This window comes from Mesorhizobium sp. M0051 (assembly GCF_040323235.1).
Lineage (GTDB): Bacteria > Pseudomonadota > Alphaproteobacteria > Rhizobiales > Rhizobiaceae > Mesorhizobium.
In genome coordinates, this window is the sequence record NZ_JAMYUT010000039.1 from 1 (window position 1) to 25,240 (window position 25,240).

At 62.6% G+C, this 25,240-nt stretch carries 31 protein-coding genes; 18 read left to right on the plus strand and 13 right to left on the minus strand.

What is annotated here, in order from left to right; translation table 11 throughout:
• A partial coding sequence (locus NKJ90_RS29115) for a hypothetical protein (RefSeq protein WP_352487442.1) occupies positions 1–252 on the plus strand: 252 nt, incomplete at its 5' end.
• On the opposite strand, the gene NKJ90_RS29120 is transcribed toward NKJ90_RS29115, so the two are convergent.
• Positions 246–689 carry an SRPBCC family protein gene (locus NKJ90_RS29120; RefSeq protein WP_023760001.1) on the minus strand — a complete coding sequence of 148 codons (444 nt, stop codon included), beginning with the start codon at positions 687–689 and terminating at the stop codon, positions 246–248. The two genes, NKJ90_RS29115 and NKJ90_RS29120, sit on opposite strands and share 7 nt — an antisense overlap.
• Before the next feature lie 253 nt (positions 690–942).
• Between NKJ90_RS29120 and NKJ90_RS29125 the strand changes: the two genes are divergently transcribed.
• Entirely contained in the window at positions 943–1,086 is a 144-nt protein-coding gene (locus NKJ90_RS29125) for a hypothetical protein (protein ID WP_023760002.1), read from the plus strand.
• A gap of 31 nt (positions 1,087–1,117) precedes the next feature.
• On the opposite strand, the gene NKJ90_RS29130 is transcribed toward NKJ90_RS29125, so the two are convergent.
• Positions 1,118–3,448, minus strand: coding sequence for a cation:proton antiporter domain-containing protein (locus tag NKJ90_RS29130; RefSeq protein ID WP_352487444.1), 2,331 nt, complete (start codon positions 3,446–3,448; stop codon positions 1,118–1,120).
• An 88-nt stretch (positions 3,449–3,536) separates the two neighbouring features.
• Positions 3,537–4,229, minus strand: a complete 693-nt coding sequence (locus NKJ90_RS29135) for a DUF2270 domain-containing protein (protein ID WP_023760004.1) — start codon at positions 4,227–4,229, stop codon at positions 3,537–3,539.
• Positions 4,230–4,666: 437 nt separating this feature from the next.
• Here NKJ90_RS29135 and NKJ90_RS29140 point away from each other — a divergent pair, with 437 nt between their 5' ends.
• Together NKJ90_RS29140 and NKJ90_RS29145 are read left to right on the plus strand one after the other, a co-directional pair.
• Positions 4,667–5,182, plus strand: a complete 516-nt coding sequence (locus tag NKJ90_RS29140; protein ID WP_031260414.1) for an Hsp20/alpha crystallin family protein — start codon at positions 4,667–4,669, stop codon at positions 5,180–5,182.
• A 130-nt stretch (positions 5,183–5,312) separates the two neighbouring features.
• The gene (locus tag NKJ90_RS29145; RefSeq protein WP_023760007.1) at positions 5,313–6,029 is read left to right on the plus strand and encodes a gamma-glutamylcyclotransferase; all 717 of its coding nucleotides are present in this window, start codon (positions 5,313–5,315) and stop codon (positions 6,027–6,029) included.
• On the opposite strand, the gene NKJ90_RS29150 is transcribed toward NKJ90_RS29145, so the two are convergent.
• The 5 genes from NKJ90_RS29150 to NKJ90_RS29170 form a co-directional block, all read right to left on the minus strand.
• The gene (locus tag NKJ90_RS29150; protein ID WP_023760008.1) at positions 6,016–7,995 is read right to left on the minus strand and encodes a glycoside hydrolase family 127 protein; all 1,980 of its coding nucleotides are present in this window, start codon (positions 7,993–7,995) and stop codon (positions 6,016–6,018) included. The two genes, NKJ90_RS29145 and NKJ90_RS29150, sit on opposite strands and share 14 nt — an antisense overlap.
• 22 nt (positions 7,996–8,017) lie before the next feature.
• Positions 8,018–8,875: a carbohydrate ABC transporter permease gene (locus tag NKJ90_RS29155; protein WP_023760009.1), complete on the minus strand. Its 858-nt coding sequence runs from the start codon at positions 8,873–8,875 to the stop codon at positions 8,018–8,020.
• Positions 8,875–9,798: a carbohydrate ABC transporter permease gene (locus NKJ90_RS29160; RefSeq protein WP_023760010.1), complete on the minus strand. Its 924-nt coding sequence runs from the start codon at positions 9,796–9,798 to the stop codon at positions 8,875–8,877. The genes NKJ90_RS29155 and NKJ90_RS29160 overlap by 1 nt, the downstream gene beginning before the upstream one ends.
• A gap of 332 nt (positions 9,799–10,130) precedes the next feature.
• Positions 10,131–11,378 (minus strand): ABC transporter substrate-binding protein, encoded by a 1,248-nt coding sequence (locus NKJ90_RS29165; RefSeq protein WP_023760011.1) that lies wholly within the window; start codon positions 11,376–11,378, stop codon positions 10,131–10,133.
• 63 nt (positions 11,379–11,441) lie between these two features.
• A complete protein-coding gene (locus tag NKJ90_RS29170) occupies positions 11,442–12,485 on the minus strand; it encodes a LacI family DNA-binding transcriptional regulator (protein WP_023760012.1) in 1,044 nt (347 codons plus the stop codon).
• A gap of 433 nt (positions 12,486–12,918) precedes the next feature.
• Here NKJ90_RS29170 and NKJ90_RS29175 point away from each other — a divergent pair, with 433 nt between their 5' ends.
• Positions 12,919–13,107, plus strand: a complete 189-nt coding sequence (locus tag NKJ90_RS29175; RefSeq protein WP_084025473.1) for a type II toxin-antitoxin system HicA family toxin — start codon at positions 12,919–12,921, stop codon at positions 13,105–13,107.
• Positions 13,108–13,112: 5 nt separating this feature from the next.
• Entirely contained in the window at positions 13,113–13,514 is a 402-nt protein-coding gene (locus tag NKJ90_RS29180; protein WP_023760013.1) for a type II toxin-antitoxin system HicB family antitoxin, read from the plus strand.
• A gap of 205 nt (positions 13,515–13,719) precedes the next feature.
• Here NKJ90_RS29180 and NKJ90_RS29185 read toward each other — a convergent pair whose 3' ends face one another.
• Together NKJ90_RS29185 and NKJ90_RS29190 are read right to left on the minus strand one after the other, a co-directional pair.
• Complete coding sequence (locus NKJ90_RS29185; RefSeq protein ID WP_023760014.1) at positions 13,720–13,986, minus strand: DUF1488 family protein; 267 nt, start codon at positions 13,984–13,986, stop codon at positions 13,720–13,722.
• Positions 13,983–14,231: a hypothetical protein gene (locus tag NKJ90_RS29190; protein ID WP_023760015.1), complete on the minus strand. Its 249-nt coding sequence runs from the start codon at positions 14,229–14,231 to the stop codon at positions 13,983–13,985. Before NKJ90_RS29190 ends, NKJ90_RS29185 begins: the two co-directional genes overlap by 4 nt.
• A gap of 249 nt (positions 14,232–14,480) precedes the next feature.
• Here NKJ90_RS29190 and NKJ90_RS29195 point away from each other — a divergent pair, with 249 nt between their 5' ends.
• The 5 genes from NKJ90_RS29195 (at position 14,481) to msrC (ending at position 18,076) form a co-directional block, all read left to right on the plus strand.
• Positions 14,481–14,843, plus strand: a complete 363-nt coding sequence (locus tag NKJ90_RS29195; protein WP_023760016.1) for a co-chaperone GroES — start codon at positions 14,481–14,483, stop codon at positions 14,841–14,843.
• A gap of 33 nt (positions 14,844–14,876) precedes the next feature.
• Positions 14,877–16,508 (plus strand): chaperonin GroEL, encoded by a 1,632-nt coding sequence (groL, locus tag NKJ90_RS29200; protein ID WP_023760017.1) that lies wholly within the window; start codon positions 14,877–14,879, stop codon positions 16,506–16,508.
• 152 nt (positions 16,509–16,660) lie between these two features.
• Positions 16,661–16,819 carry a hypothetical protein gene (locus tag NKJ90_RS29205; RefSeq protein ID WP_023760018.1) on the plus strand — a complete coding sequence of 53 codons (159 nt, stop codon included), beginning with the start codon at positions 16,661–16,663 and terminating at the stop codon, positions 16,817–16,819.
• Between the two features lie 263 nt (positions 16,820–17,082).
• On the plus strand, positions 17,083–17,397 hold the full coding sequence (locus NKJ90_RS29210) for a GYD domain-containing protein (protein WP_023760019.1): 315 nt from the start codon (positions 17,083–17,085) through the stop codon (positions 17,395–17,397).
• A 181-nt stretch (positions 17,398–17,578) separates the two neighbouring features.
• Positions 17,579–18,076, plus strand: a complete 498-nt coding sequence (msrC, locus tag NKJ90_RS29215) for a free L-methionine (R)-S-oxide reductase MsrC (protein ID WP_023760020.1) — start codon at positions 17,579–17,581, stop codon at positions 18,074–18,076.
• Between the two features lie 154 nt (positions 18,077–18,230).
• On the opposite strand, the gene NKJ90_RS29220 is transcribed toward msrC, so the two are convergent.
• The 3 genes from NKJ90_RS29220 to NKJ90_RS29230 form a co-directional block, all read right to left on the minus strand.
• On the minus strand, positions 18,231–19,286 hold the full coding sequence (locus tag NKJ90_RS29220; protein ID WP_023760021.1) for a YeiH family protein: 1,056 nt from the start codon (positions 19,284–19,286) through the stop codon (positions 18,231–18,233).
• 104 nt (positions 19,287–19,390) lie between these two features.
• Positions 19,391–19,777, minus strand: a complete 387-nt coding sequence (locus NKJ90_RS29225; RefSeq protein ID WP_023760022.1) for an ester cyclase — start codon at positions 19,775–19,777, stop codon at positions 19,391–19,393.
• 160 nt (positions 19,778–19,937) lie between these two features.
• The gene (locus tag NKJ90_RS29230; RefSeq protein ID WP_031260418.1) at positions 19,938–20,930 is read right to left on the minus strand and encodes a carbon-nitrogen hydrolase family protein; all 993 of its coding nucleotides are present in this window, start codon (positions 20,928–20,930) and stop codon (positions 19,938–19,940) included.
• Between the two features lie 644 nt (positions 20,931–21,574).
• Here NKJ90_RS29230 and NKJ90_RS29235 point away from each other — a divergent pair.
• The 7 genes from NKJ90_RS29235 to NKJ90_RS29265 all read left to right on the plus strand — a co-directional run bounded on the left by NKJ90_RS29235 (position 21,575) and on the right by NKJ90_RS29265 (position 25,233).
• Positions 21,575–22,042, plus strand: coding sequence for a GNAT family N-acetyltransferase (locus tag NKJ90_RS29235; protein WP_023760025.1), 468 nt, complete (start codon positions 21,575–21,577; stop codon positions 22,040–22,042).
• A gap of 133 nt (positions 22,043–22,175) precedes the next feature.
• On the plus strand, positions 22,176–22,586 hold the full coding sequence (locus NKJ90_RS29240) for an MbcA/ParS/Xre antitoxin family protein (protein ID WP_023760026.1): 411 nt from the start codon (positions 22,176–22,178) through the stop codon (positions 22,584–22,586).
• Positions 22,580–23,278, plus strand: a complete 699-nt coding sequence (locus tag NKJ90_RS29245) for an RES family NAD+ phosphorylase (protein ID WP_023760027.1) — start codon at positions 22,580–22,582, stop codon at positions 23,276–23,278. Before NKJ90_RS29240 ends, NKJ90_RS29245 begins: the two co-directional genes overlap by 7 nt.
• Positions 23,279–23,352: 74 nt before the next feature.
• On the plus strand, positions 23,353–23,685 hold the full coding sequence (locus NKJ90_RS29250; RefSeq protein ID WP_023760028.1) for an ArsR/SmtB family transcription factor: 333 nt from the start codon (positions 23,353–23,355) through the stop codon (positions 23,683–23,685).
• Positions 23,686–23,698: 13 nt separating this feature from the next.
• The gene (locus NKJ90_RS29255; RefSeq protein ID WP_050589544.1) at positions 23,699–24,430 is read left to right on the plus strand and encodes an aquaporin; all 732 of its coding nucleotides are present in this window, start codon (positions 23,699–23,701) and stop codon (positions 24,428–24,430) included.
• Positions 24,427–24,849 (plus strand): arsenate reductase (glutaredoxin), encoded by a 423-nt coding sequence (arsC, locus tag NKJ90_RS29260; protein ID WP_023760030.1) that lies wholly within the window; start codon positions 24,427–24,429, stop codon positions 24,847–24,849. The genes NKJ90_RS29255 and arsC overlap by 4 nt, the downstream gene beginning before the upstream one ends.
• Before the next feature lie 63 nt (positions 24,850–24,912).
• Positions 24,913–25,233: an ArsR/SmtB family transcription factor gene (locus NKJ90_RS29265; protein ID WP_023760031.1), complete on the plus strand. Its 321-nt coding sequence runs from the start codon at positions 24,913–24,915 to the stop codon at positions 25,231–25,233.
• The last annotated feature ends 7 nt before the right edge of the window (positions 25,234–25,240 follow it).

Consider the following 25,240-nt stretch of genomic DNA (forward strand, 5'->3'; position numbering starts at 1 on the left):
TCACCAGCGTGCCATGGCCGCTTTCGCCTCAGCGCGACGACCGTTCTCTCTCCAAAACTTTTTGCAGAACCTTCAGGACACTATCGTTTTGGCCTCAGCCGAAGAGGCAAGGATTACAGCGCAAAGCACGGCCAGGAAACGTCGCATGCAAACCTCCCTTTGGGTGGAAAAGGTCCACATGCGCCGTCTCTGGTCAAGCTCTCCGTGCCGCTTTTTGTGCGACACCCAAAGCTGGCGGCCGCAGCCTACTGATTGATCTCGGGTTCGACGAGCTTTGCCAGGTTCCTGAGCGATTCCTGCCAGCCGAGATAGCAGGCCTCGACCGGAATCGCATCCGGAATGCCGGCCTGGGTGATGTCGATCTCGGTGCCGACCGACACTTTTTTCAAGATTACGGTCACCTGGATCTCGCCGGGCAGGTTGGGGTCGTCGAATCGGTCGGTATAGCGCAGGCGTTCTCCTGGAACGAGTTCGAGATACTCGCCGCCGAAGGAATGGCTGCCGCCGGTCGTGAAGTTGCGGAAGGCCATCTTGAACGTCCCGCCGACCTTCGCCTCAAGGTGATCGACCGTGCAGGTGAAGCCGTTCGGCGGAAGCCATTTCGCCAGCGCATCCGCCTCGGTGAAGGCGCGATAGACCTTCTGCGGGCTGGTCGTCAGAACGCGGTGCAGACGTACGGTGCCGGGCATATTCCAGATCCTTTCGTGATTGTTTGTTCAATGGCCAAAGGACGAACGAGAGGCGGCCAGTCCGACATAGCTCCCGGATTTCTTTTTTAAAGGCCTCGCTGCCTGTTCGACTGCGCACGCATGGCGTGCGCTTGTTCAACCCTGCGCCCCCCCGGCCAATGGTCGGCTATTCGATCTAATTTCTTTGCAAACCGTTAATGCGGCCATGCTGTTAATAAGCATTTGCTAATCAAGCGATCCGCCTGGAGTAGCCATGACCAAGAATCTCGGCAACGCGCGTTATATGCCGCCAAAGGACGCCAGGATCTCCGTGTTCAGCAAGGCCGCACCGGCACTGTTCCCGCTGGTCGTGGCGGCGCTGGGCTACATGATCGGCAAGCACTTCTTCGGCTTCTAGGCTCGAATGCCGTCTTCCGGCGGAGTGTAGATCAAGCGCCAACCTCGGTAACCTCCTTTCTGGCCTCCGCGGAGCGGATGCGTTCGCTGGCCAGAAGCACCACCGGGCAGGTGACGGCGGCAAGCACCGCCGTCGCGGTATCGCCGAAGAACAGCTCTTCGCCCGGCCTTTGCGTTACACCCATCACCACCAGGGCAGCCCCCTTGGCGACCTCCCTGGCGATCGCCTTGTCAGGGGTGGCGCGGGTGCGGATTGCGGTGTCGACCTGTACGCCATACCGAACGGCCAGATCGGCAATATCCTTCAGCATGGCTTCTTCGCGCCGGTGCGAGACGGACGTGATCCTCCCGCCTTGCCGCGCCGCCTTCGAGACGTAGAGAACCTTCACGCGCGCCCGATTCGGGCGTGCCAGCGCCAGGGCCAGATCGGCGGCGCGGCGCGACACTTCGGTGCCGTTGACGGGAACCAGTATGGTGGTTCCGGTCCGCAATACCGGCATCTTGCCGGTGGATCCGGCGCCTTTCAGCACCAGGCATAGCGGGCCGTCGAACCCTTCGGTGATGTCGTTCAGCGCCGGTGTGAACGACCCCTTCACCGTGAAAGCGTCTTCCAGGCCGAGCAGCAGCAGGCCGTAGCCTTTGCGGGCCTCCTCGGCGATCGTCGCGGCTGTCGCCCCGGATTCAGTGCGGGTGGTCAGATGGACTTTCGCGACCAAGGTGTCCTCGGCCTTGCTGACGGCCTTTGCGCTCTTCCGCGCACCCTTCTTCACTTCCTTGACTGACTGTTCCGGGCCCTTGTCGCGGGTCGGGCCGGCGAGCTTGCCATCCTTGAGATGGAGCAAAGTGGTCGGCATGCCGCTGCCGCCGCCAACCAGTCCGGCGAGGTAGGCGGTGAACTTGCCGATCGGGCTGTCGTCGACCAGCAGCAGCAACCGCTCAAGCTTCGAGATGAAGCCGCGCTCGTCGAGCAATTCGCGGTCGACGCGCTGCTTCTCGACATCGTCGACAGGCAAGCGGCCGAGCGCCCAGCGCAACATTGGTGGCATGGCGAGCGTGGTGAGGGCGGCCATGGTGACGATCATGGTGAAGAGGTTGTGGGAGAGGATGTTCATCGACAGGCCGATGCTGGCGACGATAACCTCGGTCGAGCCGCGTGCGTTCATGGCGCTGCCGACGGCGATTGCCTCCTTCAGCGACATGCCGGCAATCCTGCCGCCGAGGAAGGCGCCGCCGAACTTGCCGATACTGGCAATGACCAGCAGCGCCAGCGTCAGCAGCGCCAGCGTCGGGTCGGCAAGCACGGTGAGGTCGGCTGACAGGCCGGCCATGCCGAAGAAGATTGGCATGAACAGCGCTGTGATGACGCCGCGCAATTGGCCCTCGATGTGGGCGGACAGGATCGGCGATTCGCCAACAAGGATGCCCGCGACGAAGGCACCGAGGACGGTGTGCACACCGATCAGATTGGTGATCAGCGCCATCACGCCCATGATGAGGAGGATGACGGTGATGACGGCGTATTCGCTGCGGAAAGAGTCGTTGCTCCAGCGGATCAGCATGAACACCAGCCGGCGGCCTATGGTGAAGGAGAACACCATGAACAGCGCCACCTCGGCGACCGTGGTGAGCAGCGGCAGCAGCTGCAGGCTGCCGTTGGTGGCGATGCCGAAGGTGACGGCGATGATGAGCCAGCCGATCGTATCCTCGATGATCGCCGATGAGATGATGACCTGGCCGAGATTGCGGCGCATGAAGTTCATTTCGCGCACCACCATGGCGACGATCTTGACTGAGGAGATCGATAGCGCCGTGCCCAGGAACAGCCCGGCGACGACGCGCTGCGTCGGGTTGGGCAGCAATGTGTCGGGCAGGAACTGCGCCAGTGCGAAACCGCAGACGAAGGGCACGATGACGCCGGTGATCGAGATCGAAAAGCAGGCCGCGCCCACCCGACGCACGAGGCGCAGGTCTGTCTCCATGCCGGTCAAGAGCAGAAGCAGCAGAATGCCGAGCTGCGAGACCGCGTCGATCATGCTTTTCTGCGCCGGATCGGTCGAGAAGATCAGGTGCTGCGCGTCGGGCCACAGCCAGCCGAACAATGAGGGCCCGAGCAGGATGCCGCCGATGAGCTGGCCCATGACCGCCGGCTGACCGTGGCGCTGGAAGATCTCTCCGACACCCCGGCCGACCAGAAGCAGCAAGACGATCTCGGCGACGAACACCCCCTCCGCCGAGCCACCCATGCCCGAAGCGTGGCCTGCCGGCTGCGCGGCGAAGGTCGTGCCTGCCGACGCCAAACCGAATACGGCCAGCAAAAGGGCCGGCGCAATGCTGCGTGACGTCGTTGCCGATCGACAGGTCATGAATTCCCTCAAAACGCCTCGGCAGACTGACCATCACAACGCGCAGGCCATCATTTGCGTTGCAGCCGCGTGTCGCCAGACATCGACGTCAAACATGGACGTCGCCGAAGGAAAGTTCGCCGTCGTCGCCGGCCACGAAAAAGACGATGGCGAACAGCCCGGCATAGAATGCCGCCACAACGACCACGATCGCCACACCGGGAATGGGGCCAAGGGCGGCGCTGTCGACGGCCTCGCGAAGCGAACCGACAAACCCGGTCCTGAGGCCCACGGCCTGAAGACTGGGGGTCGATATCTTGACCATCCAGGCCAGCAGTAGGATCAGGAACAGGTAGATGTAGTTTCGCCGCAGGCGGCGCGCCAGCGCAGCGCGCTGCGACAGCAGAAACTTCGGCGCGCGCAGGCCTTCGCCGACGATGAGCAGCCAATCAGAGGCAAAGTCGGGTTGCGGGGAGAAGATCTGCGCGAAATAGTGACGCTCGAACTGGCGCACGCGAGCCCGATAGAAATCGAAGAAGCGATAGCGGCGCGCCTCGATCCACAGCAGCAGGAGGATCAGCAGCATGGCGAACAGCAGCACGCCGTGATGCGCACTGGCCGTGGACAGCGACACCGAAAGCAGCGCCGCCACCACCGTGATCGCCCAGTTCGTCGTCCGGTCGAGCCGATCTCGCCACCCCGCCATGCGCGCGATCTCAGCGCGATGAAAATGCGATAGCGTGTTGACCCGTTCGGCCGATGTAAGCACCGGCCCGATGGGCTTCGCCGACGCATCGTTCATAACGCCCTCCAACTGAGTAAAACGCCTCAGACTTGGTCTCGTTCCGCGGTGTCCGGATTTCGCACCGGCCGGCGGCCTCCGCCGTGACCGCCACGCGCGCCGGCGCCACCGCAGTTCTACGATCACATTGCATTATCGGATCTTGACCCCACCGCGGCAAACCCCAAATCAATCATACCGGTGCCGACGCGGGCGCCGGCTTCATGGCGGCGCCGCGGAGAGTGGTGGTTTTGTGGCCGTCAAACTCGGGCACCAGGTAGCCGGAGGCGATGAAGGCCCGCGAGACCTGGTCCAGGGTGTTTCCCAGGTGGAGCGGATCGGAACAGAAGGGAGCGAAAAACAGAAAGCGCAAATGGGGTGTGGGTCGGACGGCACATTGTCCCCCGGAGCATGGCATGTAAACGAACAAAAACCAGGATCAAGAAAGGAGCAATGCAATGACCATTCGTGATCTAATGCCATGGAGCCGCGACGCCAACCAGGCTTCTACCCTGTTTCGCGACCGCGACCAGGACCCGTTCATGAGCCTGCATCGCGAGATGAGCCGCCTTGTCGACGACATGTTTCGCGGCTTCGGCTCACGGCTTCCGTCCATGTTGTCTTCGGCCGGCGGTAGCTGGCCCAGCGTGGAAATCTCCGAAACGGACAAGGAGATCCGTGTGACGGCCGAGATACCCGGCATGGAGGATAAGGACATCGAGGTGTTGCTCGATGACGGCGTCCTGACGTTGCGCGGTGAAAAACAGGCCGAAACCGACGACAAGGAACGTCAGTTCTCCGAGCGGTTCTACGGCCGCTTCGAACGTCGCATTCCGATCGGTTTCGAAGTCGAAGAGGACAAGGTAGCGGCCGATTTCCGCAATGGCGTGCTGTTCGTCACTTTGCCGAAGTCCGAGAAGGCGCAGAGCAGGACAAAGCGCATTCCCATCGGCGGCAAGAGCACCAAACACTAGAATAGACCAGCAGCCGGGCGAGCAAATCGCGCACGCCCGGCATCAGTCACCGGATTTCGCGCCGGTCACATGGACCTTGAGTATCCCTCTGCCTTGGGCAAACATGGCGGAGAGGGCCGGGGGCGCGAAAATGAACAAGCCGATTTCTGCCGTATCGCCGCGCAAGGCGCCGATGGCGCTGACCGAGGAGCTCGTCGCCCGCACCATGCGCGCGGTCGAGGATGCCGGGCCGACGCCGGGCATGGTCTACATGACCGACGCCGACTATGCGCGCGTCCGCGACGAGGTGCTGGCTTCGGCCCCGGTGGGGCCCACAAGGCTGTTCGCCTATGGTTCACTGTTGTGGAATCCGGTTGGCGAATTGCGTGGCGGCGAAAGGGCGGTGGCAACGGGCTGGCATCGGTCCTTCTGTTTCACCGTCAAGCGTTTTCGCGGCACGGTCGAGCGGCCCGGCCTGATGATGGCGCTCGATCGTGGCGGCCAGTGCCAGGGCATGGTGTTCGAGATCGCCGAACCGGTGGCGGCCAATCTCGAAGCGCTGCTGCGCCGCGAGATGACCGTTCTGCCCGCCGTCAACGTGCCGCGCTGGCTGCGGGTCAGGACAGGTGACGGCCTATGCCGCGCGCTTGGCTTCGTCGTCGATCCCGCCAATCCGCGTTATGCCGGCAAGCTCGACAAGCAGGTGATCGCGGCAACGCTGGCCACGGCCGTCGGTCATTGGGGCTCGGGCGCTGAATATCTGTTCGCGACCATCCGTCACCTCGAAACCTGCGGTATCCGCGACCGTAATCTTTGGCGATTGCAGGAACTGGTGGCCGAGGAGATAGGCCGCTTCACCCATCTCTGAGCCAAACCAGCATTTCGCCAGGCTCGCGGTTGTCCCAGGCGAAGTAGGGAATGGCGGTCAGGCGCGTCTCTGTCGTGGCCGGCGGTTCGGGCCTGTAGAGCCCGCTTTGCCATCCGTCTGCGGCATCGGCAAGTGCTGTAGCCGACAGCGTCACCACGCCGCCGAGAAGCTCGGGCCGGTGCTGCGCTTCGAGGCTGGCCGTCCTTGGCAGCGTCAGCCGATGCAGCTGGCTGTCATTGTCGGTCGCCTCGACGCAGTAGATCAGCGGCCCGCGCGACAGCGCGACGCGGCCGGCATCCTGGCGCACCTGCGGGTTGGCGTAAAGCCGCTCGATCGGCATTTCGAGATCGAGCCGCACCTGGTCGCCCTTCTTCCATGTCCGCCGGATCGCCGCGTAGCCGTCGCTGGTGACATCCGCCAACTTGACCGCCTCACCATTGACCTTGAGCGCAGCGTCGGTGCTCCACGCCGGGATGCGCAGGTGCAATGTGAACGCAACCGGCGCCTGCGGCTCGATCGTGATCTCGACGGCACCGTCCCAGGGATAGCGGCTTGCCTGCGTCAGGCTCACCGGCACGCCTGATATATCGAAGCGGGCGGTCGAGTCGCCATAGAGATGGACGGCCAGCGCGTCGTCGGCCAGGCTGTAGAAATAGCTGCCGATCGAGGCGACCATGCGCCCGATATTGGGCGGGCAGCAGGGGCAGCGGTGCCATTTCCACCTATTGTGCTTGCCTCGGCTTTCCAGCGGGTTTTCATAGAAGAACAGCGAGCCGTCGAGCGACAGGCCCGAGATCGAGCCATTGTAGAGGGCGCGTTCCATCATGTCGGCATAGCGGGCATTCGGCCCCATGCCGAGCATGCGGTTCGCCCAGAACACCAGTCCGACCGCGGCACAGGTCTCGGCATAGGCGCTTTCGTTGGGCAGATCGTAGTCGCTGGTGAAACCTTCATTGTGAGCCGACGGCCCGAGCCCGCCGGTGATGTAGAGGCTCTTGGTGGTGAGATCGTCCCACAGATGGTCGAGTGCCACTCGCAAGCTGTCGTCGCCATATTCGGTGGCGATGTCGGCCATGCCCGAATAGAGGTACATCGCCCTGACCGCATGGCCGACCACCTTGTCCTGCTCGCGCACTGGAATGTGCGACTGGCTGTATTCATAGGTCTTGAAATGGTAGGCCTTCGGGTCGGCGCCGCGGGCGCGGGCCTCCTCGTCGAAATAATGCGGCTGCTGGCCGCGCTGGTCGATGAAGTATTTGGCGAGATCCATGTATTTTCGCTCGCCGGTCACCCGCGCCAGCTTGACCAGCGCCAGCTCGATCTCCTCGTGGCCGCAATAGCCCTTCTTCTTGCCGGGTTCGGGGCCGAGCACCGACGCGATATGGTCGGCATAGCGGCACATGATGTCGAGCAGCTTGCGTTTTCCCGTCGCCTGGTAATAGGCGACCGCACCCTCGATGAGGTGGCCGGCGCAATAGAGTTCATGGCAGTCGCGCAGATTGGTCCAGCGCTTGCCGGGCTGGATGCGCTGGTACCAGCTCGAGAGATAGCCGTCCTCCTGCTGCAGTTTGCCGTACATGTCGATGACGGCATCGATCTTCTTCTCCAGTTCTGGATTCTTGCGCCGGTAGAGCGAATAGGCCGCGGTCTCGATCGTCTTGCCGAGATCGGAATCCCAGAACATCTGCGTGGTCACCGTCGACCCGGTGAATTCCGCGCCCTGGCGGTCGGCTTCGTCGGGCGAGGGCGAGTGGAAAGGAATGACGACGCCGGGCGAGGGCCGGTCCGGGTCGATCTGCTCCAGCATGCGGGCCTCGACGCAGCGGTCGTAGAGGATATCGGCGGTGCGTGTGGCTACCGCGTCGGCGCGGTCGCCCCAGAAGCCGTGCACGTCGACCTGCGGCACCGGCAGCGGGCGGAAGGCGAGCTTTGGTTTTCCGGTTTTTGCGGATGGCGATGCGGTCATGTACTCACTCCATTCGGTCTGTCTATTTGATGGCCCCGGCCATCAGGCCGCGGATGTAGAAGCGCTGCAGGACCAGGAACAGGATGAGGCAAGGCACCATCATGACTGTGACGCCCGCCTGCACCGCACCCCAGTCGATGGCGCCGAAGCGGCCCGACTGCAGTGCGGTCATCATCACCGGCAGCGTGAACTTGGACTGGTCGGTCATCAGCACGAGGGCTGCGAGGAATTCGTTCCAGGCGCCGAGGAAGGCAAATAGCGCGATGGTGACGACGCCCGGCCAGACCAGCGGCAGCATCACCTTCAAAAGCATGGTGAGATTGCCGGCACCGTCCATGCGGGCGGCTTCCTCGATCTCGCGCGGCACCGCGTCGAATGCATTGCGCATCATGAAGATGGAGAACGGCAGCTGCAGCGTCACATAGACGCCGACCAGGCCGGTCAGCGTGTTGTGCAGGCCAAGCTTGGTCAGCACCAGGAAGATGGGCGTCAGGATCGACTGGAACGGGATCATGATCGTCGATAGGATGAGGATGAAGAACAGGTCCTTGAACGGAAACCGGAATCGCGAAAAACCGTAACCGGCCAGCACGCTGACGGCGACAGATAGCAGCACGGTCATCACCGAGACGTAGATGCTGTTTTGCGCCGAGACCCAGAGCCCGTCGCCGAAGCTGTTGAGCGTGGCATAGTTCTCCAGCGAAAAGCCTGATGTCGGCCAGGGCGGCAGCGGCGGCAGGCGTGCCTCGGCCGCTGGCTTGAACGCCGACAGCACCGCCCACACGATCGGCGCCGCAAACAGCACCGAGGCGATGATGCCGGTCGAATGCTCGCCGATGCTAGCGAGGAGCCGGCGGTTGGGGGAAGCGGCCTGCGCCATCAGTCGAGCCCCTCCGGCTTGCGCAGCAGCCACAGCTGGACGAGGCTGAGCGCCACCAGGACGACGAGCAGGACCATCGAGAGCGCGGCCCCGTAACCGAGCTTGAACGAGACGAAAGACTGGTTGAAGATCCAGTAGACGGCCGTCAGCGTCTGGTTGCGCGGACCGCCACGCAGGATGATGTAGAACTGGTCGAAAGCGAGGATCGAGCCGGCGACCGACAGGATCAGCGCGAGCGCCAGTGTGCGGCGCATCAGCGGCAGGGTGATCGCGCGGAACCTGGCGAACGGCCCGGCGCCGTCAATGACTGCGGCCTCCTGCAGGTCCTGCGGGATCGACTGCAGGCCGGCCATCAGGATGATCATGGTGAAGCCGGCGACCTTCCAGACGACCATGGCGATGATCGACCAGAAGGCCGGCTGGAAGGTGGCCAGCAGGTTGAATTTCTTGTCGATCAGGCCGAGATCGTAGGCGGCCGGGCTGAACAGGCCGGAATCGACATTCAAGAGCCATGACCAGAGCAGGCTGGCCGAGGCGAAACCGACCACCGCCGGCATGAAGAACATGGTCCGGTAGAGATTGGTCAGGGGCCGTGGGCGTTCGACGAACAGCGCCAGCGGGAACGCCACCACGAAGATCGCGATGGTGACGATCACGGTGTAGTAGGCGGTGAAGCGCAGCGCGTTCCAGAACCTTGTGTCGCGCAGGATAGCGACATAGTTGCCGAGGCCGACATAGCTGTGCTCGCCCATCAAGGGCCAGTTGTGCAGCGACATCCATGCCGTCATGCCGAGCGGGATGAGAAAGAAGACGACGACCAGCGCGATGGCCGGCGCTACATAGAGCAGGCCGATCCATTGCCGTCCGGCGCCGACGAGTCTTCGGGCGCGGGGCGGCGCGGTGATGGTTGCGAGGGAGGTCATGGCTGCTCTGCTCTTGCTTTCCGTTCCCCTTGTGAGGAGGGAATTCCAGCTTGGGTTCCTCGCCCCCGCCAGAGGCGGGGGAGAGGTGGCCGCGAAGCGGCCGGAGAGGGGGCCTTCGTAGGGCGCAGTCCCCCTCTCTGTCTCGGCTTCGCCGAGCCACCTCTCCCCCACTCACGTGGGGGTGAGGAACCCAAGCTGGATAGGCCGAGCGGATGTCTCAAAGCTTCCATGTCGAATAGCCTGCATTGACGGATGCGATGTCATCCTCCCCTCAAGGGGGAGCTGGGGCGGCCACCCGCCCAGGGAGACGAGCGGGCGGCCGGCAGACGCCGCTATTTCTGCGGCGCCTGGTCGATGATCGACTGCATCGTCTCCTGCGCATTGGCGATCGCGCCGTCGACGTCGTCGCCGAAGAAGACCTCGTTGATCATCTGCGTCCACGGCCCGTTGGCGGAGTTGATCAGGTCGTTGAACACCACCGAATAGGGCGTGCGGCCCTTGGCCATGGCCTCGGCGGCGATCTGGTAGCGCGGATCGAGATCCTTCAGCGCTTCCTTGGCGATGTCGCCGCGCACCGGCAGGCTGCCGTATTTGGCGAGGATGGTCTGGCCCTCGAGCGAATAGGCGAAATCGAGGAATTCCTTCACCACGGGCAGTTTCGTGGTGCCCTTGGTGACGACGAAATTGTCGCCGCCGGCAAAGGACGACCAGCCGCTATCCTTGCCCGGCAGGAAGGTGACGCCGTAGTCGATATCGGGATACTGGGTGTTGAGCGCGCCGATGGCGAAGGCGCCGGAGGGTGAGATACCGATATTGCCGGCGGCGAAGGCGGCGAAGAAGTTGGCGCCGGTGTCGGTCTGCGCGCCTGCCGGCACCAGGTCCTTCTTGACCATCGAGCGGTAGAGATCGATGGCGCCGCGCAATTGCGGGCTATCCAGCGTCGCCTTGGACCCGTCCTCCGAGAGGATGTCGCCGCCAGACGCCCAGATCAGCGGCGTGAAGGTGAAGATGTTGCAGCCGCCGCAATTGCCCGAGAAGTAAAAGCCCTTGATGTTGCCGCCGAGTGCGTTGACCTTCTCGGCGTCGGCCGCGATCTCGGCCCAGTTGGTCGGCCCCTTCTCAGGGTCGAGGCCGGCCTGCTTGAACAGCTTCTTGTTCCAGATCAGCACCGAGGCGTCGGCGGAGAACGGCAGGCCGTAAATGTGGTCCTTGTAGGTGCCGGTCTTCACATGCGCCGGCGACAGGCTGGCGAAATAGGGCAGCGACTTGGCCCAGTCGGTGATATCCTCCAACTGGCCGGCAGCGGCGAAGGACGGCGTGTAGATCAGGTCGAGCGACAGCGCGTCGGGCGCCGTGCCGCCGGCGGCCGCTGCACCATATTTCGGGATGATCTCGGCATTGGGGATGATGTCCAGCTTGACCTGGTTGGTGTGCGCCTTGTTGTAGGCGTCGACGATCCTCGGCATGAAATTCGAGCCGTCGGCGCGCACCCAGATGTTGGCCGTCTCGGCGGCGGCAGTGCCGAGACCGCTACCCAGAACGGCAGCAGCCAGGGCCAGTTTGGCAATCAGGTTCCTCATGTTCTCCTCCTCCAGGTTTGACCGCGCTCCGCGGCTTGGCGCCGATTGCGCGGCGCTTGGTTTTCAGCCATCCAGCGGATGGCCGCATGACTGCCGCACCACCAGCCGGCACGGCAGTTTTCGAATGCCCGGCGCGGCGGGCTTGCCGCCGACCAGCGAAAGCAGGGTCAGCCCGGCCTCGCGCCCGAGTGCGACCAGGTTCATGTCGATGGAGGTCAGCGGCGGGCGCGTTGCCTCGGCCACGATCTCCCAATTGTCGAAACCGATGACGCCGACATCGCGCGGAACGTTCAGGCCGCGCTCGCGCAAGGCATCGATAACGCCGCGCGCGATCTGGTCGTTGCCGCAGAAGACGGCGTCCGGCCTCTCGCTCTTGCCGTCGAATAGCTGCGCCACCGCCGCGTGGCCCCAGGCTTCCGACCAGGAGCCGAGCAGCGGCTCGGTGACCGGCAGGCCGTTTTCGATCAGCACGTCGCGGTAAGCCTGGGCGCGGGCGTGCACCACGGCAAAGCTCGCTGGGCCGGTGACATGGGCGATGCGCTTCCAGCCCAGCCGGCAAAGGTGCTCGACAGCAAGCCGGGCGCCGTCGGAATCGTCCGAAACGAAGGCGATGGCGTCGGGATCGGGCTGCGTGAAGGCATAGATCACCGGGACGCGCAGATTGCTGAGGTCGACGGGCAGATGGCGGTCGATGCGCTTGCCGGTGGCGATGATGCCGTCGACGCGCTTGTCGAGCATGGCATCGACATGCATCTGACCCAGCCGCGGATCCTCCTCGACATTGCACAGGAACACCGACACGCCATTGTCGACCAGCGCGTCCGAGATGCCCGACATCAGCGGCAGCGAGAAGCGGCCATAGGTATCATTGGTGAGCAGGCCGACAGTGAAGCTGCGCCGCCGGAGCAGGCTCTGCGCCAGGCTGTTGGGCCGGAAGCCGAGGCGCCGCGCCGTCTCGCGGATGCGTTCGCGCGTTTCGCCGGTCATTCGCCCCTGGTTGTTGAGCGCCTTCGAGGCGGTAGCGACGCTGACACCGGCCTGCGCGGCCACGTCACGCAAGGTGACTGGCTTGGAAAAGACCGGAACAGGCAGATCGTCCGATGGCATCGCGCCGAGAATCCTTAGCTGGGAAAAGGTTTTCTCTTACTGGTCCGAGCGAGGCCCGGCACATGGCCAAGCCCGATCGGAAATGTTTGGAAAAACCTTTTCTCAAACCAAGGCTAAGCCAGATCTGATGGTCGTTCAAGCGGAAAAATGGTTCTGGACAGGGCAATGACTTCAGGTTTGGAATGGTCGAGGAGATGGATCTCGGCTGATCGGCCGGAACCGGCTGCCGTCAGGCCGCACCATTGAGTCCGCGACCTCATCGCCTGAGTTGCCGTTGAGCGCGAGCCAGATGATCCAGGGAATTGAACCACGATGGAACCGGCACTGCTTTCGACAACAGCGTTCGCCAAGCGACCGCCGCGGTCATACAGGCTGATTCGGCCTGGACCAGTTTTCATTGACATCGCGAGGATAAGTGTGTATTCATACACACATGAAGAGCGCCGATATGATTGCAAGATTGGTTGGCGATGGATGGTTCGAAGTTGCTCGAAAAGGCAGTCATGCTCAGTTCAAGCATAACGACAAACCGGGACGGGTCACTGTTCCGCACCCCAAGCGAGACATACCCATCGGCACCCTGCGCAGTATCGAAAAGCAGTCCGGATTGAGACTGAGGTGAGAGACATGAAGCAGTATATTGGGCTTATCCATAAGGATGGCGAAAGCGACTTCGGCGTGTCTTTTCCTGATTTTCCTGGCGTGATTACGGCAGGAAAGGACTTGGATGACGCGCGAGTTATGGCCGAAGAGGCCCTTGCCTTTCATGTGGAAGGGCTTGTCGAAGATGGGGAGGCTATTCCAGAACCCTCGTCTCTAACCGAGGTTATGGCGTCGTCTGTCAACCGCGATGGTGTCGCCATTCTAGTTGGCCTGAAAACCGAAGCAAAAAAGGCGGTGCGGGTAAACGTCACTCTACCAGATGACGTTCTTCAGCGAATAGATGCCTTCGCCGAGGCTCATGGTTACACCCGTTCTGGATTTCTCGCCAAAGCGGCAGTGAAGGTAATGGAACTCGAGGCTACCTAACCCACCTTTCGTGACGAAAGGTGGGCGGAACGAGGCCAGCAGCGCTTTCACTTGGAAGCGTCTTGGCCTCGACGATCATGACCCTGCGTTGCGTGACCATCGATACCCAAGACTGCGGTGTGGAGCCGTGAGCGCCACGGACCCGGCGTTAGGACGCGCGGAGGGCAGGGCGGAGGCCCTGATCGCCGTCGCCGCCATTCGGTCCTCAGCCGAAATCGGCTGCCGTCAGCACATACATGCTCCTGTGGGTGCGGTCGTAAGCCCTCGACGCCACTTCGCGGATGGCGCTGCCCTCGGTGTCGAATGTGGCGAGGTAACCGGCCTCATTGGCTGCGGCTGCTGGCTGCATCTTCGCCATCGCGTCGGCGGCGACCGAAAAGGAGATCTGGAACATGCCATCATAGCCGACGAAACGGATGCGCTGGCCGGCCTCGTCATAGCTGCGGCTACGGTTGGGGAAGGTGAGACTCATGTCTTGGCCTCCGTGGCTTTCTTGGTCACCCGCTTCTTCTTCGGCGTAGGATTGAGAGCCTCGGCGACGCGGTCAGCCTCTTCCTTGGCCAGCCGCAGTTCCCTGAGCCTTGCCGTCTTGATCTCCCGGGCCCTCGCTTCGGACATATATTCGGCGGTTGCCTTGTTTTTCTCCGCTGTCTTCTTCTGCTTGTCGACAAAGCGGGCTTCAGCTTTTTCCATGATCGTCTGATTGCCTTCGGCCATCGAAGAAATCTCCCTTGTACCTGAAATCGTGAAAGTGAACTCGTCCGACAAATAGGCACTCGATCGGCAAAATTCAATCTTTTGAATTATTTGACGATCTGCGGATATCACGAAACCGGCCGCCGAAATAATACTTTTGAATATTTAATTCGGGCGCGAATAATTTTTGGCACTCCTATCTATCGAGTGCCAATGCGTCTATAGAAAGGGGGCGTGGCCGCCTGTGCCGGCCCCAGAAAGAATGTTCCCATGAAATTTCGGCCACTCCACGACCGCGTCGTCATTCGTCGCGCCGAAGGCGATATCAAATCCAAGGGCGGTATCATCATCCCGGACAATGCCAAGGAAAAGCCCGCGGAAGGCGAAGTCATCGCCGTTGGGCCTGGCGCCCGTGACGAAAACGGCGCGCTTGTTCCACTCGAAGTCAAGGCAGGCGACTTCATCCTGTTCGGCAAATGGTCGGGCACCGAGGTCAAGATCGATGGCGAGGACCTTCTGATCATGAAGGAAGCTGACATCATGGGCGTCATCGACAAGAGCGAGACTGGCGTGATCGACAAGAGCGAGACGGGCGTCATCGACAAGAGCGCGGCCGCCAAGAAAGCTGCCTGATCTCATTTTCTCCGACCAAACTGGATAAAAATCATGTCTGCCAAGGAAATCAAATTCTCCACCGATGCGCGCGACCGCATGCTGCGCGGCGTCGAGATCCTCAACAATGCTGTGAAGGTCACGCTCGGTCCCAAGGGCCGCAACGTCATCCTCGACAAGGCCTATGGCGCTCCGCGCATCACCAAGGACGGCGTCACCGTCGCCAAGGAAATCGAGCTTGCCGACAAGTTCGAGAACATGGGCGCGCAGATGGTGCGCGAAGTCGCCTCGAAGACCAACGATCTGGCCGGTGACGGCACCACCACCGCTACGGTGCTGGCCGCCTCGATCCTGCGCGAAGGCGCCAAGCTGGTCGCCGCCGGCATGAACCCGATGGATCTCAAGCGCGGCATCGACCAGGCAGTTTCCGCCGTGGTCAAGGAAATCCAGGCCCGCGCCAAGAAGGTCAAGTCGTCGGCCGAAATCGCCCAGGTCGGCACCATCGCCGCCAATGGCGATGCCAGCGTCGGCGAGATGATCGCCAAGGCGATGGACAAGGTCGGCAATGACGGCGTCATCACCGTCGAGGAGGCCAAGACCGCCGACACCGAGCTCGACGTCGTCGAAGGCATGCAGTTCGACCGCGGTTACCTCTCGCCCTACTTCGTCACCAATGCCGACAAGATGCGAGCCGAGCTGGAAGACCCCTACATCCTCATCCACGAGAAGAAGCTCGGCAATCTGCAGGCGATGCTGCCGATCCTCGAAGCGGTGGTGCAAAGCGGCAAACCGCTGCTGATCATCTCCGAGGACGTCGAAGGCGAGGCACTCGCCACGCTTGTCGTCAACAAATTGCGCGGTGGCCTGAAGGTCGCGGCCGTCAAGGCGCCGGGTTTCGGCGACCGCCGCAAGGCGATGCTGGAAGACATCGCCGTGCTGACATCGGGCCAGATGATCTCCGAGGATCTCGGCATCAAGCTCGAAAACGTCACTGTCGAGATGCTGGGCCGTGCCAAGCGCGTGCTGATCGAGAAGGACACCACCACGATCATCGACGGCGCCGGCACCAAGGCGACCATCCAGGCGCGCGTCGCCCAGATCAAGGGCCAGATCGAGGAGACGACCTCCGACTACGATAAGGAAAAGCTGCAGGAGCGGCTGGCCAAACTCTCCGGCGGTGTTGCCGTCATCCGCGTCGGCGGCGCCACCGAGTCGGAAGTCAAGGAAAAGAAGGACCGCATCGACGATGCTCTGAACGCAACGCGCGCCGCGGTTGAAGAAGGCATCGTGCCCGGCGGAGGCGTGGCACTCCTGCGTGCCAGGTCGGCACTGGCCGGCTTGAATGGCGCCAATGCCGATGTCACCGCGGGCATCTCGATCGTGCTTCGGGCGCTCGAAGCGCCGATCCGCCAGATCGCCGAGAATTCCGGCGTCGAAGGCTCGATCGTCGTCGGCAAGCTGATCGACAGCAAGGACCACAATCAGGGCTTCGACGCCCAGAACGAGGTCTATGTCGACATGATCAAGGCGGGCATCGTCGACCCGGCGAAAGTGGTGCGCACCGCGCTGCAGGATGCCGGCTCGATCGCAGCCCTTCTGATCACCGCCGAAGCGATGATCACCGACATTCCGGCCAAGGATGCCGCACCTGCGGGTGGCGGTGGCGGCGGCATGGGCGGCTACTAAGATTCGGCCGGCCTGCGAAAGGTGATTTCATAAAAGCCACCTTTCAGACCTGTCCTGAATTCAGCCACCCCGGCTCTTCAATGGAGCCTGGATAACTACCGCCGGGGGTATTTTCTCCCGGCGTGCAGGCCTCTAGCCCAGGAGACGGATCCATGATCACGTTCGTGCGGAAGCCAGAGACGGTCGTGACGACCGAAAAAACCGAGGAAAGCCGCTTCGACCGCATCCGCAGGATTGCCGCCGACAAGCACAAGAAATCCGATTTCAACACGCCGAAGCCATCAAAGAGCGAACCCAAACGCCCGATGTGAATCTGCGGCGCCGCCGCCACTTTTCGGCCCGAGCTCGATGCCATTGGCCGAGCCGAGATCCAGCCAGATCACTTCCGCAATCCGGTGGCTGCTAACGGCCTGTCTGGTATTGTCATTATATTAGCCAAGGCGCATATTTCTCAGGCAGCGGGCCCTCGGCCGCCAACGCGTCCAAGGGCGCCTGCGATTGTTACCGAAAAATCACTCCGTGCCGCTCGAATTATGGAGCAGCCACGAGACAGTGACATTTGGAGGAAATACCCATGAAAGTGACTATTTTGGCAAACTATGCGCCTCATGCCGCCAAAGGATTGATGCAAGGCTCGGACAGGCAAGCTGCGGTCAAGGCGCTTTTTGAAAGCGTTGGCGGCAAGATGACCAGCATGATGTTCACGCGCGGCATCTATGACGTCGTCGTCAATGGCGAGGTGCCGGACCAGTCAGCGGGGATTGGCATGTCCCTTGCGGTGCGAGCGAGCGGCTCGCTGACCGAGATGGTTGTTCTGGAAGAACTCGACATGAAGGCAGTGCTCGCAGCCGCCAAAAAGGCAGCCGGCGCGTACAAACCCGCCGGCTGATGGACTTGCCTTCTTGATCAAGGCAGCACGGTTCGATGGACGTGCCGTGCTGCCGAGTGTCGGACAGGCATCTTCTTCCGACTTTCGCTGCGACTGGAGTTCAAGCTAGTATCGTCCGGTGGTCGTTTGGTGCAGAGAGCTTGCGGAAACGCAACCGCGATTCTGACTACGGAGACAAGCCATGCTTGCGGCCAAAGCCATCGACACCTCAGACAAGGCCGCGTTCTATCGCGACCTCGCCACGCAACTGAAGGCGCTGCTCGACGGCGAGCGCGATTCGATCGCCAACGCCGCCAACACCGCGGCGCTGATCTTCCAGATGGTGCCGGATCTCAACTGGGCGGGGTTCTATTTCCTGCAATCGGACGAGGAAATGGTGCTCGGGCCGTTCCAGGGCAAGCCGGCTTGCGTGCGCATCGCCGTCGGCAAGGGTGTGTGCGGAACGGCGGTCGAACTCGGCACCTCGATGCTGATCACGGACGTGCATGATTTCCCAGGCCACATCGCCTGCGACGCCGATTCGCGTTCAGAACTGGTGGTGCTGCTGGAGGACGATGAGGGCGTCTTCGGCGTGCTCGACCTCGACAGCCCGCTGCCGGCCCGCTTCGACAAGGCCGACCAGGCCGGCATAGAGACGCTGGCGGCGATCTACGCCGCGGCGAGTTCGTTCGAGGATTAGGGCATGCTGATATTCAGGTGAGGCCGGGCTGCGAACGGCGGCTTCCTGCGCTTCCGGTGCTCACGTACTTAAGTACGCTCCGCTCCGGTTCTCGGAAGCCATCGTTCTCGCTCCGGCCTGACCTGAATCTCAACATGCCCTGGCCGGGTCTGGACTAGGCGAACTTCACCAGCATCAGGCTGAAGCAGCCGATGAACAGGAAGGCCGAGAAGGCGAGCGCCAGCGGGCGCAGGCCGCGCGAGCGCAGCTGCGAAATGTCTGCCTGCAGGCCCATGGCGGCCAGCCCCATGGTCAGCATGATGGTGGTGGCGAGCGCCATTGCCGACTTCATCTCGGCCGGCACGGTGACCAAGCTGTTCAGCGCGACGACGGCGACAAAGGCGGCGACGAACCAAGGCATGGGCGGCTGTGCGGCCGACTGACCGCTGCTTTTGCGGCGGGCCATCAGGCCGAGCGTGATGACCATCGGCGCCAGCATGGCGACGCGGGTCAGCTTGGCGACGGTGGCGATCTCGCCGGACTGGGTGCCGTTCTGGAAGCCGGCGCCGATGACTTGCGCCACCTCATGGATCGAAGCGCCGGCCCACAGGCCGAAAGCGTGCTGGTCGAGGCCGAGCATAGGCGCCATGAGCGGGAAGCCGAGCATGGCGACGGTGCCGAACAACGTGATCGAGGCGACGGCGTAGGTGACGTCCTCGTCGCGCGCATCGGTGACGATGTTGGTGGCGACGATGGCCGAGGCGCCGCAGACCGAAGTGCCGGCGGCGATCAGCTGCGCCAGCTTGGCGTCGACGCCGATCAGCCGGCCGAGCGTGATGGTGAAGACGAAGGTGGCGCCGAGCGTAGCCGCCACGATCCCGACACCGCTGGCGCCGATCGACACCATCTGGCCAAGCGTCAGCTGAAAGCCGAGCAGCACGATGGCAAAGCGCAGCAGCCGGCGCTGCGAAAACGCGATGCCGGCCTTGGCGTGGGCGGGCGTGCCGAGCACGTTGGAATAGATCATGCCGGCGACGACGGCGGTTATCATCGGGCTGAACAAAGCGAAGCCGGAGACATTGCGGGCCGAGAAGGCGACCCCGGTGATCATCGCGACCAAGACGATGCCTGGCACGATGCCGCTCCATTTGAGAGATTTTTGTCCCCGGGGAAGATCGGCAGAAATCAGGCTTTTCGGAATATCGTTCGCAATGTGGGTAAAGGAAGACAATGCAATGCTCCGGGCTGGTATCGCCGAGGAATGCCATTCCAGAACCAATCTTTCCAACGAATTATTTTCGTTAGAACGATCGATTTTTACGAACGATTGTCAGACTAAAGCTGCGCTTCGATGGCCGCCTTGTCGATCACCGACCAGACGTGCCTGATCCTGTCGTCGAGAAATTCGTAGAAGACGTTCTCGCTGAAGGAGACCTTCCTGCCGTTGACGGGCAGGCCGAGGAAGTCTCCGATCGGCGTGCAGTTGAATTGGAGCCGGCTGGCTATGAAGGGCGTATCCGAAATCAGCAGCTGGATGTCGAAATAGAGGTCCGGAATCTCGGATAAATCCCGCTCCAGCTTTTTGCGGTAACCCGCCAGCCCGACCCGGTCGCCATTATAGTGCACCTCGTCATGGACGAACCGATGCAGGTTGCGCCAATCCTGATTGTTGAGGCAAGCGATGTAGCCTCGATAGATATCGGCAAGATCGGTATCGGTCACAGCGATTGCTCCGGTGCTGGTGCCAGGTCTCGAACCTTCGGTTCGCGCGAACAGGAAGATAGAACGACCGAGGATTCAATCCAGATGGATTGCGCTCTATCGGCAGCAACCACAGGGGGCGGCCGGCAGTCGCCAGCCGCCCCCTGTGCGTGACGCCTTCCTAGAACACGCCGCGATCGTTGCTCCGCTGGTCGTCTTCCACCAGGTGCGGTTGGTAGATTCCCGTCCGCGCCGTTCGCCGCCAGGGCCGGGCCGGGTCTCCCGGATTGTTGTCGATATTGACGACGGCAATCGCGGGGGTTCCATCGGCAGGGCATTGCGCGGCCCAGCGGCCACCGGGCGCAACGATTCCCGAAGGCGCGGTCAGGCTGTGTTGCGCGGGGATGGAGAAACTCGCCCAGTAATTGTTGCTTGCCGCGTGTCCCTGCATCTCGACGGCGAAAACTGGGCCATCGGCGGCAGTGATTGTCGAGAACAGGACGCAGTCGACGTCGAGCCTCTCATAGTCGATGAAAATCTCGGAAAAGTGCGCTTCCATGCCGAGCGTGCAGCCGAAGCGGAGCCCGTCGACCTCGAATGTCACCGGCATCGAGCCCGGCGTGTACATGAAGGAGATCTTGGTGTTCGACAGCATGCGCTCGTCATAGCGCGTCACCAGCTTGCCGCGATCGGAGACGACATAGAGGCTGTTGTGCGGCCGGCGCGGCTGGCTGAGCCGATGCACCGAACCGAAGACCGTCCACAGGCCAAGCTCGCGCGCAAGCATCCGCGTCGCCTCCAGTTCGTCGCGCAGGACCGCCCATTCGAACCGGCTCCAATCGGCCGGCCCGATTGTTTCGCGACCGCTGGCCGACATGATGCGCTTGTTGGGGGAGCAGGTCGCGCCTTCGGGAAAGTGCAGCAGTCTTGCGCCTGCTTGCCGCGCCTCTCGCATCAAGCATCGCATCTCCAACCCGCTGTCGCGCAGCGCGCCGATGTCGCGAGGGTCGTCATGGACGGTGCTTTGCGCGACTGCCAATCGCATCGATCTGGTTTCGGGCGCCGGATCGTCCGGCGGGCGGCGGTAAAAATGCCTGAGAGCGGCTGTGTAGGACTCACCTGTCTTGGCAGCGCGAGCCCGCACACGACGTTTGAAATTTGCGTTTTGGGTCATTGTCATGGCCTTTCACGTTCCGGATGAAGTTCCCCAGCAACCACACTCGAAACGATCGGACCAAGACAGCGGCCTGAGACTGGAAAGCCCCTTTGCCTCCGTTCAAGACCGTGCTGGGGGGGACGATCCCTGGAGGTTCGGCGCAGGCCACGCCGTGGAGAATGATGCCGATGCCGTCCTGCTTCGTCAATCAGGCAGGCAACAGATTCTGCCCGTCGAGCTCATCTTGTCCTTGTAGCGCAAGGTATTGACCAGGTGCGAGAAGGCTGGCGTGGCTTGCCGGCGGCGGGGTAGTAGTGTGGTAGCCGGGGATGGGCACCAGTTGGCGAGCGCCCGCACCAGCCTGCTGTCCGCCGCATGGGCCGTCACCTGATCCTGCGGCGGTAGGCAAGACCGAGGCCCGCCTCATGACATGAGACTTTACCGATTGAGCAGCCGTCTTGACAGCGCCACGCTTCATGCCCCGGCGTGACGGCATGTTCGTCTTTTCGCCCATCAACACCAAGCGACGCCGCCCCTGCGCAGTGCGGAGCGGCAAGCTGATTGCGCGACGACGAAGGCCGGTACGATAGCCCGGTTCGTTCGTTTCCAGCCCCGTTCGCCTCAAGCAGGCCGACGGGGTTTTCATATTCTGGAGCATTTTCATGACCATCGTCTCTTCCATCCGGCTTCGGCCGGCCGTGCCGGCGGACGCCGCCGCGATCAGGGATATCGTTCGGGCCGCCTATGCCAAATGGGTGCCGGTGATCGGCCGCGAGCCGCTGCCGATGCGCACCGACTACGACAAGGCCGTTGCCGAGCATTCGTTCGATCTTGCCGTCGAGGGTGGCCGTATCGTCGGGATAATCGAAACCATCCTGGCCGACGATCATCTCTGGATCGAGAACGTCTGCGTCGCACCGGATGCGCAGGACAGGGGGATCGGCCGGTTGTTGCTGGAGCGGGTCGAGCAAAAGGCGATCGAAGCGGGTCGCCTCGAGCTTCGCCTGCTGACCAATGGCGCCTTCGAGGCCAATGTGTCGCTCTACAGGAGGCACGGCTATGTCGTGGACCGGGAAGAGCCGTTCATGAATGGCGTGACGGTCTATATGAGCAAGAGACTGACGGGCTGATATGGGCGGCCGGGTAACATCCTGGGCCGTTGCGCCTTTTCGGTACGAAGTGGCGGAATAGATCCGGCCCGACGAGCGCCGTCTTGCCAATTGGCAGATGTGTGCTATATATCTGCCAATAGCGAGGAGCAAAATGCAGCTTCAGTCCATAGTCACCACACCGGCCGCAGCGGGAAGTGTCATATCAGACGACGAGGCGGGCGCGCTCGCGCGCACCACGGTCAATTTGTTCAAGGCCTGGAATCTGACCGACCTGGAGGCCTGCATCCTGCTCGGTGGCATATCGGCGCGCACTTGGGCACGTTGGAAGGAAGGCGGCATCGGCAGGATCGACCGTGACCTGCGCACCCGCATGGCGCATCTGATGGGCATCCACAAGGGCCTGCGCTACCTGTTCACGGAGCCGGCACGCGGCTATGCCTGGATCCGCAAGCCCAATGCCGCCTTCGGCGGCCAGTCGGCTCTCGACCTTATGCTGCGTGGCGAAATTTCCGATCTTGCCGCGATGCGCGAATGGCTCGACGCGGAGCGTGGTGCATGGTGAGTGGACTTGCGGTCCGTCGCCGTGTCCACTGGCGGCAGACCTTCCGCATCATCCGCTCCATCCATCCGCCGACCGACCTCTTCGAGGACATTGCCGATCCGCGCGACTGGGAGGCGCTGGCCTCGGTCGAGGCGAAGACCAACCCGCGCATAAGGTTCGAGATCGGCGATCTCGGCAAGGTGGCTGCCGCAAGGCGGGTTTCCGGACCCGGCTCCAGCTTCGTGATGGCGCCCTTCGTGCACTGCTCGACGCTGCGGCCGGGGCGCTTCTCGGATGGCAGCTATGGCATCTACTATGCCGGCGACAGCGAGGAGGTGGCGCTGGCCGAGACCGTCCACCACCACCAGAAATTTATGCGCGCCACCAACGAGGATCCGGGCTGGACTGCGGATTTCCGCGTGCTGATCGGCAGCGTCGACCGCGATCTCGATGACGTCAACGCGGTGCCCGGCGTGCTCGACCCGGACGACTATTCCGCCTCGCAGGCGGAAGGGCGTGCGCTGCGGGCGGCAGGCAGCGACGGGCTGGTGTGGAACAGCGTGCGCATGCCGGGCGGCGGCTGCATCGGCATCTTCTGGCCAGACGTCATCACCATTCCGGTGCAGGGCCGACATTACAGCTATCACTGGGACGGTGCCCGCGTGGACTTCGTGCGCCAGCACGATACAGGAAAGGTGCTGGCGGTCACCTGACGGCGTGCAAACACGCTTTACAGATCGCGGCGAACCCGATATCCGGAAGTCCATAAATCCAAGGATTCGGATATATGGATAAGAAAGGCACTTTGAACGCGCTGGCCGCACTTGGCCAGGAGACGCGGCTGGATGTCTTCCGGCTGCTCGTGCCCGCCGGGCCGCAAGGCATTCCGGCGGGCGAGATCGCGGCAAGGCTGGACACGGTCCAGAACACCATGTCGGCGCACCTGAAGGTGCTCGCCCATGCCGGGCTGATCCGTCCCGAACGCAACGGCCGGATCGTGCGCTACGTCGCCGACATGACCGGCTTGCGCGACCTTCTGGCCTATCTGATGGAAGATTGCTGCAACGGCGCGCCGGAACTCTGTCGACCTGTCATCAATGCCGTGACCTGTGACTGCTAGGGGGCAACCACCGATGAGCGATCCAGAAGCGCGTGGACGAGTTCGGCCGCAACCTGCCGAAGGTGACTTGCCACGCCGCATCGTCGCGGAAGCCTTGGGAACCGCGCTGCTCGTCGCGACTGTGGTCGGCTCCGGCATCATGGCCGCCCGGCTGACCCACGACGTCGCCGTTTCACTGCTGGGCAACACCTTGCCGACGGGAGCGATCCTCGTCGTGCTGATCACGATACTGGGACCGATCTCGGGGGCGCACTTCAATCCCGTCGTCACGCTGGTATTCGCGCTTCGCCGCGAGATCGAGGCGAACGCAGCGCTTGCCTATATCATCGCCCAGGTCGCGGGCGGCATCGCCGGGACGTTTCTGGCCCACGCCATGTTCGAACTGCCGATCCTGCAGGCCTCGGCTACGGTGCGGACCGGAACCGGGCAATGGCTCGCGGAGGCAGTCGCCGCCTTCGGCCTTGTCTTCACCATCCTGGCAGGCCTGCGCTTCCGCTCCGACGCGATCCCCTGGCTGGTCGGGCTCTACATAACGGCTGCCTACTGGTTCACCGCTTCGACCTCCTTCGCCAACCCGGCCGTCGCTATCGCCCGCGCTTTTTCCGATACTTTTTCTGGCATCCGTCCGGTCGACCTACCAGGCTTCATAGCCGCCGAATTGCTGGGGGCGCTGCTGGCCATGACCCTGGCGGGCTGGCTGCTCGCCGAACCGAAACCGATCAAACAGATGAAGGCCGCGCAATGACCGTCACCATCTATCACAATCCCGATTGCGGGACGTCGCGCAACACGCTGGCCATCATCCGGCAGTCGGGCGAGAAGCCGGAGGTGATCGACTATCTGAAGACGCCGCCGTCGCGTGAAAGGCTGGTCGAAATGATCGCCGCGATGGGCATGACAGTGCGCGACCTGCTGCGCGAGAAAGACACGCCCTATGCCGAACTCGGCCTTGCCGACCCGAAATGGACCGACGAGGAGATCCTCGATCTCATGCTCGAGCATCCGATCCTGATCAACCGGCCGATCGTGGTCAGCCCGCTCGGCGTCGTCCTGGCGCGGCCGTCGGAAAAGGTGCTGGACATCCTGCCCAACCCGGAGATCGGCGCGTTCACCAAGGAGGACGGCGAGGTGGTCATCGACGCCTTGGGCAAGCGTGTCGTCTGACGTTATTTCCATATTTTTCGAAATTTGATTGACGTCGCGAAAAGTGTCGCATAGCTTATTTCCATGAAACTCGAAAAAGCAGCCGCGCAGCTCGAAGCGCTCGGCAACCCGACGCGGCTTCAGCTCTATCGCATCCTGATGCGCGCCGGAGAGGAGGGGCTTGCCGTCGGCGCCGTCCAGGGCAAGCTCGACATTCCGTCCTCGACGCTGTCGCACCACCTCAAGCGGCTGGTCGACACAGGCCTTGTCACGCAGGAGCGGCAGGCGACGACGCTGATCTGCCGCGCCAACTATCCCGGCATGAACGCACTGATCGGCTATCTCGCCGACGAGTGCTGCGCCGACGCCACCTGCGCGCCTGCCGCCAGCAAAGCGCCGGCCTGATTTTTTT

Coding starts and splice junctions, on each gene's coding strand:
- NKJ90_RS29120 (WP_023760001.1), bottom strand. CDS start 689: ATGCCCGGCACCGTACGTCTGCACCGCGTTCTGACGACCAGCCCGCAG.
- NKJ90_RS29125 (WP_023760002.1), top strand. CDS start 943: ATGACCAAGAATCTCGGCAACGCGCGTTATATGCCGCCAAAGGACGCC.
- NKJ90_RS29130 (WP_352487444.1), bottom strand. CDS start 3,448: ATGACCTGTCGATCGGCAACGACGTCACGCAGCATTGCGCCGGCCCTT.
- NKJ90_RS29135 (WP_023760004.1), bottom strand. CDS start 4,229: ATGAACGATGCGTCGGCGAAGCCCATCGGGCCGGTGCTTACATCGGCC.
- NKJ90_RS29140 (WP_031260414.1), top strand. CDS start 4,667: ATGACCATTCGTGATCTAATGCCATGGAGCCGCGACGCCAACCAGGCT.
- NKJ90_RS29145 (WP_023760007.1), top strand. CDS start 5,313: ATGAACAAGCCGATTTCTGCCGTATCGCCGCGCAAGGCGCCGATGGCG.
- NKJ90_RS29150 (WP_023760008.1), bottom strand. CDS start 7,995: ATGACCGCATCGCCATCCGCAAAAACCGGAAAACCAAAGCTCGCCTTC.
- NKJ90_RS29155 (WP_023760009.1), bottom strand. CDS start 8,875: ATGGCGCAGGCCGCTTCCCCCAACCGCCGGCTCCTCGCTAGCATCGGC.
- NKJ90_RS29160 (WP_023760010.1), bottom strand. CDS start 9,798: ATGACCTCCCTCGCAACCATCACCGCGCCGCCCCGCGCCCGAAGACTC.
- NKJ90_RS29165 (WP_023760011.1), bottom strand. CDS start 11,378: ATGAGGAACCTGATTGCCAAACTGGCCCTGGCTGCTGCCGTTCTGGGT.
- NKJ90_RS29170 (WP_023760012.1), bottom strand. CDS start 12,485: ATGCCATCGGACGATCTGCCTGTTCCGGTCTTTTCCAAGCCAGTCACC.
- NKJ90_RS29175 (WP_084025473.1), top strand. CDS start 12,919: ATGAAGAGCGCCGATATGATTGCAAGATTGGTTGGCGATGGATGGTTC.
- NKJ90_RS29180 (WP_023760013.1), top strand. CDS start 13,113: ATGAAGCAGTATATTGGGCTTATCCATAAGGATGGCGAAAGCGACTTC.
- NKJ90_RS29185 (WP_023760014.1), bottom strand. CDS start 13,986: ATGAGTCTCACCTTCCCCAACCGTAGCCGCAGCTATGACGAGGCCGGC.
- NKJ90_RS29190 (WP_023760015.1), bottom strand. CDS start 14,231: ATGGCCGAAGGCAATCAGACGATCATGGAAAAAGCTGAAGCCCGCTTT.
- NKJ90_RS29195 (WP_023760016.1), top strand. CDS start 14,481: ATGAAATTTCGGCCACTCCACGACCGCGTCGTCATTCGTCGCGCCGAA.
- groL (WP_023760017.1), top strand. CDS start 14,877: ATGTCTGCCAAGGAAATCAAATTCTCCACCGATGCGCGCGACCGCATG.
- NKJ90_RS29205 (WP_023760018.1), top strand. CDS start 16,661: ATGATCACGTTCGTGCGGAAGCCAGAGACGGTCGTGACGACCGAAAAA.
- NKJ90_RS29210 (WP_023760019.1), top strand. CDS start 17,083: ATGAAAGTGACTATTTTGGCAAACTATGCGCCTCATGCCGCCAAAGGA.
- msrC (WP_023760020.1), top strand. CDS start 17,579: ATGCTTGCGGCCAAAGCCATCGACACCTCAGACAAGGCCGCGTTCTAT.
- NKJ90_RS29230 (WP_031260418.1), bottom strand. CDS start 20,930: ATGACCCAAAACGCAAATTTCAAACGTCGTGTGCGGGCTCGCGCTGCC.
- NKJ90_RS29235 (WP_023760025.1), top strand. CDS start 21,575: ATGACCATCGTCTCTTCCATCCGGCTTCGGCCGGCCGTGCCGGCGGAC.
- NKJ90_RS29240 (WP_023760026.1), top strand. CDS start 22,176: ATGCAGCTTCAGTCCATAGTCACCACACCGGCCGCAGCGGGAAGTGTC.
- NKJ90_RS29245 (WP_023760027.1), top strand. CDS start 22,580: ATGGTGAGTGGACTTGCGGTCCGTCGCCGTGTCCACTGGCGGCAGACC.
- NKJ90_RS29250 (WP_023760028.1), top strand. CDS start 23,353: ATGGATAAGAAAGGCACTTTGAACGCGCTGGCCGCACTTGGCCAGGAG.
- NKJ90_RS29255 (WP_050589544.1), top strand. CDS start 23,699: ATGAGCGATCCAGAAGCGCGTGGACGAGTTCGGCCGCAACCTGCCGAA.
- arsC (WP_023760030.1), top strand. CDS start 24,427: ATGACCGTCACCATCTATCACAATCCCGATTGCGGGACGTCGCGCAAC.
- NKJ90_RS29265 (WP_023760031.1), top strand. CDS start 24,913: ATGAAACTCGAAAAAGCAGCCGCGCAGCTCGAAGCGCTCGGCAACCCG.